General features: G+C 70.8%; 10 protein-coding genes and 2 pseudogenes. All 12 read right to left on the bottom strand.

Translation table 11 applies throughout. The annotated features are described in order from the left end of the window. Window positions 1-479: pseudogene (mihF, locus tag ASG00_RS17955) on the bottom strand (integration host factor, actinobacterial type); the annotation flags it as partial. Continuing rightward, window positions 476-1,324, bottom strand: coding sequence for an orotidine-5'-phosphate decarboxylase (gene pyrF, locus ASG00_RS09630; protein ID WP_056208997.1), 849 nt, complete (start codon window positions 1,322-1,324; stop codon window positions 476-478). The pseudogene mihF and the gene pyrF, both read right to left, overlap by 4 nt. Continuing rightward, window positions 1,321-4,608: a carbamoyl-phosphate synthase large subunit gene (gene carB, locus ASG00_RS09625; RefSeq protein ID WP_056208995.1), complete on the bottom strand. Its 3,288-nt coding sequence runs from the start codon at window positions 4,606-4,608 to the stop codon at window positions 1,321-1,323. Before carB ends, pyrF begins: the two co-directional genes overlap by 4 nt. Further along, window positions 4,608-5,762 carry a glutamine-hydrolyzing carbamoyl-phosphate synthase small subunit gene (carA, locus tag ASG00_RS09620; RefSeq protein ID WP_056208992.1) on the bottom strand — a complete coding sequence of 385 codons (1,155 nt, stop codon included), beginning with the start codon at window positions 5,760-5,762 and terminating at the stop codon, window positions 4,608-4,610. Before carA ends, carB begins: the two co-directional genes overlap by 1 nt. Beyond that, on the bottom strand, window positions 5,759-6,277 hold the full coding sequence (locus ASG00_RS09615) for a PH-like domain-containing protein (RefSeq protein WP_045248093.1): 519 nt from the start codon (window positions 6,275-6,277) through the stop codon (window positions 5,759-5,761). The genes carA and ASG00_RS09615 overlap by 4 nt, the downstream gene beginning before the upstream one ends. Continuing rightward, window positions 6,274-7,584, bottom strand: a complete 1,311-nt coding sequence (locus ASG00_RS09610) for a dihydroorotase (protein ID WP_056208988.1) — start codon at window positions 7,582-7,584, stop codon at window positions 6,274-6,276. The genes ASG00_RS09615 and ASG00_RS09610 overlap by 4 nt, the downstream gene beginning before the upstream one ends. Next, window positions 7,581-8,558, bottom strand: a complete 978-nt coding sequence (locus ASG00_RS09605) for an aspartate carbamoyltransferase catalytic subunit (RefSeq protein WP_056209237.1) — start codon at window positions 8,556-8,558, stop codon at window positions 7,581-7,583. The genes ASG00_RS09610 and ASG00_RS09605 overlap by 4 nt, the downstream gene beginning before the upstream one ends. 5 nt (window positions 8,559-8,563) lie before the next feature. Continuing rightward, window positions 8,564-9,097, bottom strand: a complete 534-nt coding sequence (gene pyrR / locus ASG00_RS09600; RefSeq protein WP_045248091.1) for a bifunctional pyr operon transcriptional regulator/uracil phosphoribosyltransferase PyrR — start codon at window positions 9,095-9,097, stop codon at window positions 8,564-8,566. A 77-nt stretch (window positions 9,098-9,174) separates the two neighbouring features. Then, window positions 9,175-9,609: a hypothetical protein gene (locus ASG00_RS09595; RefSeq protein ID WP_235557346.1), complete on the bottom strand. Its 435-nt coding sequence runs from the start codon at window positions 9,607-9,609 to the stop codon at window positions 9,175-9,177. An 8-nt stretch (window positions 9,610-9,617) separates the two neighbouring features. Continuing rightward, on the bottom strand, window positions 9,618-11,195 hold the full coding sequence (locus tag ASG00_RS09590; RefSeq protein WP_056208983.1) for a Rieske 2Fe-2S domain-containing protein: 1,578 nt from the start codon (window positions 11,193-11,195) through the stop codon (window positions 9,618-9,620). 85 nt (window positions 11,196-11,280) lie between these two features. After that, complete coding sequence (nusB, locus tag ASG00_RS09585) at window positions 11,281-11,691, bottom strand: transcription antitermination factor NusB (RefSeq protein WP_056208977.1); 411 nt, start codon at window positions 11,689-11,691, stop codon at window positions 11,281-11,283. 3 nt (window positions 11,692-11,694) lie between these two features. Then, window positions 11,695-11,887, bottom strand: a pseudogene (locus ASG00_RS17950) (elongation factor P); the annotation flags it as partial.

Raw genomic sequence — 11,887 nt, 5'->3', positions numbered from 1 at the left:
CCCGGGCGCGGCGGCCGGGTCGTCGCCGACACCGACAGCAGGATCTCGGGGAAGTGCTCCTTGATGTAGGTCGCGACCGTGCCCTTGCCGACCGCGGTGGGCCCGGCGAGCACGATGAGGCGGCTGCGTCCGCGGCGGGGCCGGGGCTCGGGGAACCGCTCGTCGAGCCAGCCTGCGAGCACCTCGCGCTGACGCGCGCCGAGGCCGCCGAGCCGCTTCACGGGTGAGATGGCGAGCTCCTCCAGCACCCGGTCGCGCTTGCCCTCGCCGATCGCCGGCAGCGCGGTGAGGAAGTCGGTGATGCGCAGGGTGCCCGACGGCGACTGCGGGTCGGCGATCGCGCGGCGCAGCACCTCCTGGCCGGTCACGACCCGGAACGACAGGTCGCGCTTCAGGCTCGCCCGGGCGCGGCGCACCTCGACGGCGCGCTGGGATGCCGCGACCCGGTCGACCTCCGGCGGGGTGCGATGCTCGGTCACGAGCGCGCCCCGTAGAGCGCCGCCCGCTCGGCGATGCGCTCGGCCAGCCGGTCGGGGCCGACGGCGAGCACGCTGCGGCTCTCGTTCGCGATCACCTGCGACGACACGTAGCCGAACAGGCGGCCGAGCTCGGCCGGGTCGGCGCCCTGCGCCCCGAAGCCCGGGGCGAGGATCGGCGTGCCGGCGAGCAGGATGTCGCTCAGTCCGAAGCGTGAACGGGTCACGGTCGCGCCGATCACGACGCCGACGGAGCCGAGCGCGCCCGGAAGCCCCACGTTGTGCCAGCCGGCGTCGCGGGCGACGCGGGCGGCGACCCGCTCCCCCTCCTCGGCGGCCGCATCGGCGGTGACCGCCGTCTGCACCGGCTCCGCCTCGGGGTTGCTCGTCGCCGCGAGCACGAACGCGCCCTTGCCGTGCCGCAGCGCGAAGGTGAGCGTCTGCTGCAGCGAGTCCGGCCCGAGATAGGGGCTCAGCGTCACCGCGTCCGCCTCGAGCGGCGACCCCGGCTGGAGCCAGGCGGCCGCGTAGCCGTCCATCGTCGAGCCGATGTCGCCGCGCTTCGCATCGGCGATCACGATCAGTTCCGCCGCCCGCGCCGCCGCGAGCACGTCCTCGAGTGCCGCGAAGCCGCGCGAGCCGAAGCGTTCGAAGAATGCGACCTGCGGCTTCACGACGCCGACACGGCCGGCCGCGGCATCCACCACCCTCAGGCCGAACTCGCGCACGCCGTCGGCCGAGACCGGCAGACCCCACGACTGCAGCAGGCTCTCGTGCGGGTCGATGCCCACACAGAGCGGCCCGTGCGTGTCGAGGGCCTGCCAGAGGCGCTGACCGAATGTCGTCACAGGCGTCCCGCCCGATCGGCCGCGTACTCCTGCAGGCTCTTCACCGCGAAGCCCTCGCGCAGTGCCGGCATGGCGCTGACCGCCGCGCCCAGCACCGCCATCGTGGTGAACAGCGCCTTGTCGGCCGCGACGGCCGCCGCACGGATCTCGTAGCCGTCGGCACGGGCGAGACCGCCCGAGGGGGTGTTGACGATCATGTCGATGCGTCCGTCGTTGATGAGGTCGACGATGTTCTGCTCACCGGATTCCTGGGTGGCGGAGTACTTCTCGACGACCTCCACCCGGATGCCGTTGCGCGCCAGGATCTCGGCGGTGCCCTCCGTCGCGACGAGCGCGAAGCCGAGCTCCTGCAGGCGGTGCGCCGGGAGGATCACGGCGCGCTTGTCGGCGTCGGCGACCGAGATGAACACGGTGCCCTCGAGCGGCATGCCGCCGTACGCGGCATCCTGGCTCTTCGCGAACGCCGTCGGGAAGTCGCGGTCGATGCCCATGACCTCGCCGGTGGAGCGCATCTCGGGACCGAGCACCGAGTCGACGGTCTGGCCGTCGCGGGTGCGGAAGCGCTTGAACGGCAGCACCGCCTCCTTGACGGCGACGGGGGCGTCGAGCGGCACCCGGGAGCCGTCCTGGGCGGGCAGCAGGCCCTCGGACTTCAGATCGGCGATGGACGCGCCCGCCATGATGCGCGCCGCCGCCTTCGCGAGCGGGATGCCCAGGGCCTTCGACACGAACGGCACCGTACGGCTCGCGCGCGGGTTGGCCTCGATCACGTAGAGCACGCCCGCGCTGATCGCGAACTGCACGTTCAGCAGGCCTCGCACGCCGACGCCGCGCGCGATCGCGAGGGTCGCCTCGCGCACGCGGTCGATCTCGGTGCGGCCGAGCGAGACGGGCGGCAGCGTGCACGACGAGTCGCCGGAGTGGATGCCGGCCTCCTCGAGGTGCTCCATCACGCCGCCGATGTACAGCTGTTCGCCGTCGAAGAGCGCATCGACGTCGAGCTCGATCGCGTCGTCGAGGAAGCGGTCGACGAGCAGCGGACGGCCGGCGCCGATGATCGCCTGGTCGGCGATGCGGTCGAAGTAGTCGCGCAGGCTCGCCGTGTCGTAGACGATCTCCATGCCGCGGCCGCCGAGCACGAAGCTCGGGCGCACCAGCACCGGGTAGCCGATGTCCTCTGCGACCGCGATCGCGCCGTCGACGTCGATCGCGGTGCCGTGACGCGGGGCGACGAGCTCGGCCTCGTCGAGCAGGCGCGAGAACAGCTCGCGCTCCTCGGCGAGATCGATGGCCTCGGGGCTCGTGCCGAGGATGCGGTAGCCCGCCTCCTCGATGCCCTTCGCGAGCCCGAGCGGCGTCTGACCGCCCAGCTGGCAGATCACACCGAGGATCTCCCCCGACCGGCTCTCGGCGTGCAACACCTCGAGCACGTCCTCGAGGGTCAGCGGCTCGAAATAGAGCCGGTCGCTCGTGTCGTAGTCGGTGGAGACGGTCTCGGGGTTGCAGTTGACCATGACGGTCTCGTAGCCGGCGTCGGCGAGGGCGAACGACGCGTGCACGCACGAGTAGTCGAACTCCACGCCCTGTCCGATGCGGTTCGGGCCGGAGCCGATGATGACGACCTTGGTGCGATCCGACGGCGTCACCTCGGTCTCGGCGTCGTAGCTCGAGTAGTGGTAGGGCGTGAGCGCCGGGAACTCCCCCGCGCACGTGTCGACGGTCTTGTAGACGGGACGCACGTTCAGGGCGTGACGGATGCCGCGCACCTCCGCCTCGGCGATGCCGCGGAGCTCGGCCAGCTGGGCGTCGCTGAAGCCGTGCTCCTTCGCGATGCGGAGGGTCGAGGCATCCAGCTCGGCGGCGTCGGCCACGAACTGGGCGACCTCGTTGATGAGCACGATCTGGTCGAGGAACCAGGGGTCGATCTTCGTCGCCTCGAAGGCCTGCTCGAGCGTCGCGCCCTTGCGGAGCGCCTGCTGCACGACGACGATGCGGCCGTCGGTCGGGGTCCGGGCGATCTCGAGCAGCTCGTCGACCGAGCGGGTCTCCGTGCCCCAGTGGAAGCTGGAGCCGCGCTTCTCGAGCGAGCGCAGCGCCTTCTGCAGCGCGGTCGCGTAGTTGCGGCCGATCGCCATCGCCTCGCCGACCGACTTCATGGTGGTCGTGAGCGTCGTGTCGGCGGCGGGGAACTTCTCGAAGTTGAAGCGCGGCACCTTCACGACGACGTAGTCGAGCGTCGGCTCGAAGCTCGCCGGCGTCACCTTCGTGATGTCGTTCGGGATCTCGTCGAGGCGGTAGCCGATGGCGAGCTTCGCGGCGATCTTCGCGATCGGGAAGCCGGTGGCCTTCGACGCGAGCGCCGACGAGCGCGACACGCGCGGGTTCATCTCGATGACGATGATGCGGCCGTCGTCGGGGTTCACCGCGAACTGGATGTTGCAGCCGCCGGTGTCGACGCCGACGGCGCGGATGATGTCGATGCCGATGTCGCGCAGCTTCTGGTACTCGCGGTCGGTGAGGGTGAGCGCCGGTGCGACGGTGATCGAGTCGCCGGTGTGCACGCCGACCGGGTCGACGTTCTCGATCGAGCAGACGACGACGGTGTTGTCGTTGCCGTCGCGCATGAGCTCGAGCTCGTACTCCTTCCACCCGAGGATGGACTCCTCGAGCAGCACCTCGTGCGTGGGCGAGTCGTGCAGGCCCGCGCCGCCGATGCGCCGCAGATCGGCCTCGTCGTACGCGAAGCCCGAGCCGAGCCCGCCCATCGTGAACGAGGGGCGCACGACCAGCGGGTAGCCGAGCTTCTCGGCGCCGGCGAGCAGGTCGTCCATCGAGTGGCAGATGACGGATGCCGCGACATCCGCCCCCGCCTCGAGCACGAGCTCCTTGAAGATCTGGCGGTCCTCGCCGCGCTTGATCGCGTCGACCTTGGCGCCGATGAGCTCGACGTCGTACTTCTCGAGGATGCCGCGCTCGTGCAGCGCCATGGCCGCGTTGAGCGCGGTCTGCCCGCCGAGGGTCGGCAGGATCGCGTCGGGGTTCTCCTTGCGGATGATCGACTCGATGACCGCAGGGGTGATCGGCTCGATGTAGGTCGCGTCGGCGAAGTCGGGGTCGGTCATGATCGTGGCCGGGTTCGAGTTCACGAGGATGACGCGCACGCCCTCCTCGCGGAGCACGCGGCAGGCCTGCGTGCCCGAGTAGTCGAACTCGCACGCCTGGCCGATGACGATCGGGCCGGAGCCGATGACGAGGACGGAGCGGATGTCGTCGCGCTTGGGCATCAGGCGGCGCCCTTCTGGGTCTGCTGCGCGATCACGAGGTCGCGGAATCGGTCGAAGAGGTAGTTGGCGTCGTGGGGGCCGGCCGCCGCCTCCGGGTGGTACTGCACGCTGAAGGCGGGGATGTCGAGCGCGCGCAGGCCCTCCACCACGTTGTCGTTGAGACCGACGTGGCTCACCTCGACGCGGCCGTAGCCGTTCGGGCTGTCGATGACCGCGTCGATCGGCGCGTCGACGGCGAAGCCGTGGTTCTGCGCGGTGATCTCCACTTTGCCGGTGGTCTTGTCGAGCACCGGCTGGTTGATGCCGCGGTGGCCGAAGGGCAGCTTGTAGGTGCCGAGCCCGAGAGCGCGGCCGAGCAGCTGGTTGCCGAAGCAGATGCCGAAGAACGGCAGTCCGTCATCGAGCAGCCCGCGCAGCAGCGCCACGTGGGCATCGGATGCCGCGGGGTCGCCGGGGCCGTTCGAGTAGAACGCCGCGACCGGCCCGATCGCGCGGATCTCCTCGAGCGTGGCCGACTGCGGGAAGACGTGCACGTCGAAGCCGCGCGCGGCGAGGTTGTCGATCGTCGCCTGCTTGACGCCGAGGTCGAGCACGGCGAGGCTGCCGATGCGCTCGGTCGTCGCCGGCGTCACCTCGACGCTCGCGACCGACACCTCGGCCGACAGGTTGCGCCCCGCCATCTGCGGCGCCTCGCGCACGATGCGCAGCTGCTCGTCGTCGCCGAGCCCGGCCGCCTCACCCGAGAAGATCGCGCCGCGCATCGACCCGGCCGAGCGGATGTGGCGGGTCACCGCGCGGGTGTCGATGCCGCTGATGCCCACGATGCCGTCGCGCTCGAGCGCCGCGTCGAGGGACTCGTCGGCACGCCAGTTCGAGACGACGCGCGACGGGTCCCGCACGATGTAGCCCTCGACCCAGATGCGGCGCGACTCGGGGTCCTCGCCGTTCATGCCGGTGTTGCCGATGTGTGGGGCTGTCTGCAGCACGATCTGGCCGGCGTATGACGGGTCGGTGAGGGTCTCCTGGTAGCCGGTCATGCCGGTCGTGAAGACCACCTCTCCGATGGTGGTGCCGCGCGCGCCGTAGGCGCGTCCGGTGTGGCGGGTGCCGTCTTCGAGGACGAGAACGGCGGGTTCGGTGTGGAACCTGGTCATGCGTCGCTTCCTGCGGGGGTCGAGGGGGATGAGGTCAGTAGGGGGCGCACCGCGTCGGCGAGCACCTTGGCGGAGGCGTCGCGGGCACGCAGGTAGGTGTCGACCGGGGTGCCGTCGTCGAGCGTCCAGGTGATGCGGGCGAGGCCCTCACGCTCGACGACGCGGTCGATCGCCACCGTCGCCTGGGCGACGTCGACGACGCGCGACGCGGTGAGCTCGACGGTCGGCTCCCCCGCGATCGCGAGCAGCAGCGCGCGGTCGGTGACGACGAGCGTCGCCGGCGCCCGGTAGGCGAGGCCACGGGCGGCGAGGCGCTCGAGGGGACGCTCGTGCACGGTCGTGGCGACGTAGAAGACGTCGAAGCGCGCGCGCTCGTCGATCTCGGCGGCGGGGTCGGCCAGCGGTACCGCGATGCCGGAGTCCCGACGGGTTCGTCGCCACCAGCCCCACGCCATCAGGCCGATGAGCACGAGGGCGAGGCCGATCATGAGAAGGAGGGCGCCTTGCTGGGTCATGCGAACTCCTTCGTCAGGTCGACGAGGTCGCCGTGGGCGACGGTCGGGATGCCGGCGTGGAAGGTCCAGACCACGCGGCCCGGGAGCTCCCGGTCGAGGTAGGGCGAGTTGCGGCTGCGCCCGCGCAGGTCGTCCCGGCCGAAGGTCGAGGTGACGGCCGCGTCGTAGAGCGCGAGGTGGGCGGGCTCCCCCACGGCGATCGGGCGGCCGTGCCCGGCGAGGCGGCCGATGCGGGCCGGTGTCTCGCTCATGACCCGCGCGACATCGGCCCAGTCGAGGAGCCCGGTGTCGACCATCGACTGCTGCACGACGCGCAGGGCGGACTCGAGGCCGACCATGCCGTTCGCGGCCGCCTGCCACTCGCAGGCCTTCGCCTCGGCGGGGTGGGGCGCGTGGTCGGTCGCGACGATGTCGATCGTGCCGTCGGCGAGCCCCTCGCGCACCGCCTGCACGTCGTCTGCGGTGCGCAGCGGCGGGTTCACCTTGTAGCGCGCGTCGTAGCCGCGCACCAGCTCGTCGGTCAGCAGCAGGTGGTGCGGAGTCACCTCGGCGGTGACGTTCACACCGCGCCGCTTCGCCCAGCGGATGATGTCGACCGAGCCGGCCGTCGAGAGGTGGCAGACGTGCAGGCGGGAGCCGACGTGCTCGGCCAGCAGCACGTCGCGGGCGATGATCGACTCCTCGGCGACCGCCGGCCATCCGGCCAGTCCCAGCTCCGCCGAGACGGCACCCTCGTTCATCTGGGCGCCCGCGGTCAGCCGGGGGTCCTGGGCGTGCTGGGCGATGACGCCGTCGAACGCCTTCACGTACTCGAGCGCGCGTCGCATGATGAGCGGGTCCCAGACGCAGGAGCCGTCGTCGCTGAACACGCGCACCCGGGCGCGCGAGTCGGCCATGGCGCCGAGCTCGGCGAGCCGTTCGCCCTTCTGGCCGACGGTGACGGCGCCGATCGGCTGCACCGTGACGTAGCCCGCCTGCTCGCCGAGAGCGAGCTCCTGCTCGACGACGCCCGCCGTGTCGGCGACGGGCGAGGTGTTCGGCATCGCGAAGACGGCGCTGTACCCGCCGGCGGCGGCCGCGCGGGAACCGGTGAGCACCGTCTCCGACGCCTCGTAGCCGGGCTCGCGCAGGTGGGTGTGCAGGTCGACGAGTCCCGGCAGAGCGAGCAGTCCGTCGGCGTCGATCACCGCGGCACCGGCGCGCGACAGCGATATGCCGAGCTCCGCGATCCGGCCGTCTTCGATGAGGATGTCGGTGGTCGTGCCGTCGGCGAGTCGTGCGCCGCGGATCAGATGAAGGCCGGTCATCGCTCGTCCTCCTTCTTCTGCTCGTCGTCGTGGTCGGCCTGCCCGCTCAGGAGCAGGTAGAGCACCGCCATGCGCACCGACACGCCCGCGCGAACCTGGTCGAGCACAGTCGACCGGGGCGAGTCGGCGGCATCCGCCGAGATCTCGAGGCCGCGATTCATGGGGCCGGGGTGCATCACAATGCTATCGGCAGGAAGCGCCGCGAGCCGCGTCGCGTCGAGTCCCCAGCGGCGGGAATACTCCCGTTCAGTCGGGAAATACGCGGCGCTCATGCGCTCGAGCTGGATGCGCAGCATCATGAGCGCGTCGGGCCCGGCGGCGATCGCCGAGTCGAGGTCGTAGGAGATGGTCGCGGGCCAGGCCGAGACATCCTGCGGTACGAGCGTCGGCGGCGAGACGAGGGTGACCTCGGCGCCGAGGGCCGTGAGCAGCCAGACGTTCGACCGCGCGACGCGGGAGTGCAGCACATCGCCGACGATCGTGACCTTCACCCCGGCGAGGTCGCGCCCGCGGCTGTCGTCGCCGAACCGGCGCTGGCGGATCGTGAACGCGTCGAGCAGCGCCTGGGTCGGATGCTCGTGCGTGCCGTCGCCCGCGTTGACGACCCCCGCGGTGATCCACCCGCTCGTCGCGAGGGTGCGCGGGGCGCCGGACGCGCCGTGGCGGATGACCACCGCGTCGGCACCCATCGCCTGGAGGGTCTGCGCGGTGTCCTGGAGCGACTCGCCCTTCGAGACGCTCGACCCCTTCGCGGAGAAGTTGATGACGTCGGCCGACAGGCGCTTCGCGGCGGCCTCGAACGAGATGCGCGTGCGCGTCGAGTCCTCGAAGAACAGGTTCACGACGGTCTTGCCGCGCAGGGTCGGCAGCTTCTTGACCTCGCGATGCTGCGTGTCGGCCATGTCCTCGGCGATGTCGAGGATCGTCAGCGCATCCTCACGGGAGAGGTGCTGCGTGTCGAGCAGGTGGCGCATCCCGGTCACTCCCCCTCGATCGTGACGGCGTCCTCGCCGTCGTGCTCGACGAGTCGCACGTTGACGCGCTCGTCGCGGGAGGTCGGCAGGTTCTTGCCGACGAAGTCGGGGCGGATCGGCAGCTCGCGGTGGCCGCGGTCGACGAGGATCGCGAGGCGCACGGCGGCGGGGCGGCCGATGTCCTGCAGGGCGTCGAGGGCGGCGCGGATGCTGCGGCCCGAGAACAGCACGTCGTCCACCAGCACGACCGTCTTGCCGTCGATGCCGGTGGCGGGGATGTCGGTGCGCTGCGGCGCGCGGGTGGGATGCTGCGCGAGGTCGTCGCGGTACATCGTGACGTCGAGGGCGCCCACCGGCACCGGGGTGCCCGAGATGGCAGCCAGGTTCGTCGCGATGCGCTGGGCGAGGGCGACGCCGCGCGTCGGGATGCCGAGGACGACCAGGTCGTCGGCACCGCGCTGGGTCTCGAGGATCTCGTGGGAGATGCGCGTCAGAGCCCTGGTGATGTCCGCGCCCTGCAGAACGGTGCGCTCGCTCATCAGCCGCTCCCTTCTCCGCCTCACGGGACGGGGTTAAAGGTTGCTTCGGTGTGTCCAGCCTAGCCGGTGATCGGCGCTCAGTCGGTGATCGGCGCCGACGCGCCCCGCGGCGCGAGCAGCCACCGCACGCCGCGGCGCGCGAGCATGAGCACGATGATGAGCGCGGTCACGAGGAAGAACCCCCCGAGGGCCACGGCATCGCCGAAGATCAGGTGGATGAGCTCGAGCACGACGAGCTTGCTGCCGGGCAGCAGCAGCACCAGCACGACGATGCTGACGACGCGGCGAGGCCAGGTCGAGGCCGACTTCAGTCGCGTGAGCACGGCCTTCTTCAGCCACAGCACGGCCTCGAGCACGAGCTTGAGCACGATGGCGGTGAACAGCGACGTCGTGAACGACTCGGTGATCACCTGCGGCACCCACTGGGCCGCGAGGTTCAGCACGGTGACGTAGACGAAGACGTCGACGACGTGCAGGGGGTCGAGGCGACGGATGCCGCGGGCCGTGCTCACTCGGACGCTCAGACCGACGCTGAGGCGGCTTCGGGGCTCGCCGTCTCGTCGGCGCGGCGGGCGCGGATCGGGTGGCCCTGCGAGGTGAGGCAGCGGCCGGAGGCGAGATCCCACTTCCAATCGTGCAGGGAGCAGGTCAGCACGCCGTCCTCGATCTTGCCGGTCTTGGTGAGGTCTGCGCGCAGGTGCGGGCAGCGGCGCTGCACGACCCAGTCGTCGAGCTCGGTGTCCTCGGTCTGGTCGGACTGCTCGGCGTACCAGTTCTCGACGTACTCGATGCGGTCGCGCGAGAGGCACTTGAGGAAGGTGGTGAGGAACTCGTTGAACTTGCCGGCGCGTCCGACTTCGAACTGCATCGACAGGAAGATCGAGTTCGACCAGTCGATCTCGTGGTCGGCGATGTTCGTCGAGACGAGGTCGGCGGGGATCGTGTACCAGTACACGCACTCCTCTCCCGCGTACTCGCGCACCTTCGCCTTGGGGAAGTCGACGACCATGTCGAGGTCGCCGATGCGGAATCGCACGTTGCCGCCGACGCCGTTGCGGATGGTGCGTGCGCGGCGCAGCAGCGGCTCCCACCACTCCTGAAGCGCAGCGAGCATCTCCGCGGGCGGCAGCACGGCGGCGCGCTGCGCCTCCTCGGCGCGCACCTCGTCCTGACGGGCGTCGCGCTGCTCGGCGAGATAGGTCCACTTGTCGGAGAAGATGCGCTCGATCTCCGCCTCGGTGTACAGGGTCTGCGTCACCTGGATCTCGCTGCCCGCGAGGTCGACCTGGGTGCCGGGCACGAACCGGTAGCCCTTCTGGGCGGGAGAGACCTCGGCCATGTGGTCGAGGAACTGCTGCTGATCGGTGAAGATCGAGTCGTCCTCGAGGCCGTAGCCGTTGTAGCGGAACAGCTCCTCGCGCAGGAACATCGGCGGGCCGGCCATCGGGAAGACGTGCTCGGCGGCGACCTTGTCGATGTAGTACATCGCCCGCTTGTTCTGGGCGTCGCGCTTGAGCCCCGCGAAGTTCTGCTTGGCGTCCTGGGGCAGGTCGTAGACCATCGGCCACCAGATCGCGCCGCTCACCTGGGTGAAGTAGGCGTCGGGGTGGGAGAAGGCGAGCAGCTTCTCGAGATCGAGCGGGTGGGCGTCGTTCTGGTTGAGCATGCTCGCGGTGCCGTCGTCGACGCTCAGTGACGAATCGCCGATCGGGCCGTCGCTCGGGGCGCGCAGCGGGGTCACCATGATGGTCAGGCCGTTGTCGTACACGAGGGGAACGCCCGCCTGCGTGTAGACGATGTTCTCGTATCCGAGGGCGCGAAGGTCGACCTCGAGGTCGTCGGTCGGGTACTCGGGCAGGAGCACGCGGATGTCTCGGGGCACGTAGCGCTGCAGCAGCTGTGGGTCGAAGTGGTCACGGTGCCGGTGCGAGACGTAGAGGAAGTCGGCGTTGCCGAACCGCTCCCAGTCGAGCCCGCGGTTGTCGGGGAACGGGAACCACGATCCGAAGAACGAGGGGCCGATGACCGGGTCGCAGAGGATGCTGCCGCCCGTGGTCTCGATGAACATGCCGGCGTGGCCGAGGCCCGTGATGCGCATGCGCTCTCCCTTCCGCAGTCGAGTCTAGGCACGCGGGTTCGGCGCGCCGGGGTGCCGCGGCCGGGAAAACGCGCGGCGTGGGCGCTCAGACGGCGCGCGAGATGCGGGCGAGCACGCCGTGCACGAACGAGCCTGAGCCGTCGGTCGAGTATTCCTTCGCGAGCTCGACCGCCTCGTCGATCGCGACGGCGCTGGGCACCTCGCTGTTGAACACGATCTCCCACGTGGCGATGCGCAGCAGGGCGCGGTCGACGGCGGGCATGCGGTCGAGCTTCCAATCGCGGGCGTGGGTGATGATGAGCTCGTCGATCTGGTCGGCGTTGTCGATCACCCCGTCGACGATGTCGCGGGCGTACAGCCAGGAACCCTCGCGGGCGGGCTCGCTCGCCGCGCGCTTGGCCTCCGCGGCGAGCACGGCGGGAAGGTCCTCACCGCGCACATCCGCCTGGAACAGGATGTCGAGCGCGCGCTTGCGCGCCTTCGAACGGGCGCTCACGCGTCAGCTGACGCGGCCGAGGTAGTCACCCGTGCGGGTGTCGACCTTGACCTTCGTGCCGGTCTCGAGGAACAGCGGCACCTGGATCTCGTAGCCGGTCTCGACGGTGGCGGGCTTGGTGCCGGCCGACGAGCGGTCGCCCTGCAGGCCCGGCTCGGTGTAGGTGATCTCGAGCACGACGGACGCGGGCAGCTCG

The organism is Microbacterium sp. Leaf351 (genome assembly GCF_001423825.1).
Classification (GTDB): Bacteria; Actinomycetota; Actinomycetes; order Actinomycetales; family Microbacteriaceae; genus Microbacterium; species Microbacterium ginsengisoli.
Note: the sequence above shows the minus strand (reverse complement) of the source record. Positions and strands in the feature narration are given on the sequence as shown.

What these genes read in the sequence shown, in the direction of transcription:
- carB (WP_056208995.1), bottom strand. Translation starts at nt 4,608, where the DNA reads ATGCCCAAGCGCGACGACATCCGCTCCGTCCTCGTCATCGGCTCCGGC.
- carA (WP_056208992.1), bottom strand. Translation starts at nt 5,762, where the DNA reads ATGACCAGGTTCCACACCGAACCCGCCGTTCTCGTCCTCGAAGACGGC.
- ASG00_RS09615 (WP_045248093.1), bottom strand. Translation starts at nt 6,277, where the DNA reads ATGACCCAGCAAGGCGCCCTCCTTCTCATGATCGGCCTCGCCCTCGTG.
- ASG00_RS09610 (WP_056208988.1), bottom strand. Translation starts at nt 7,584, where the DNA reads ATGACCGGCCTTCATCTGATCCGCGGCGCACGACTCGCCGACGGCACG.
- ASG00_RS09605 (WP_056209237.1), bottom strand. Translation starts at nt 8,558, where the DNA reads ATGCGCCACCTGCTCGACACGCAGCACCTCTCCCGTGAGGATGCGCTG.
- pyrR (WP_045248091.1), bottom strand. Translation starts at nt 9,097, where the DNA reads ATGAGCGAGCGCACCGTTCTGCAGGGCGCGGACATCACCAGGGCTCTG.
- ASG00_RS09590 (WP_056208983.1), bottom strand. Translation starts at nt 11,195, where the DNA reads ATGCGCATCACGGGCCTCGGCCACGCCGGCATGTTCATCGAGACCACG.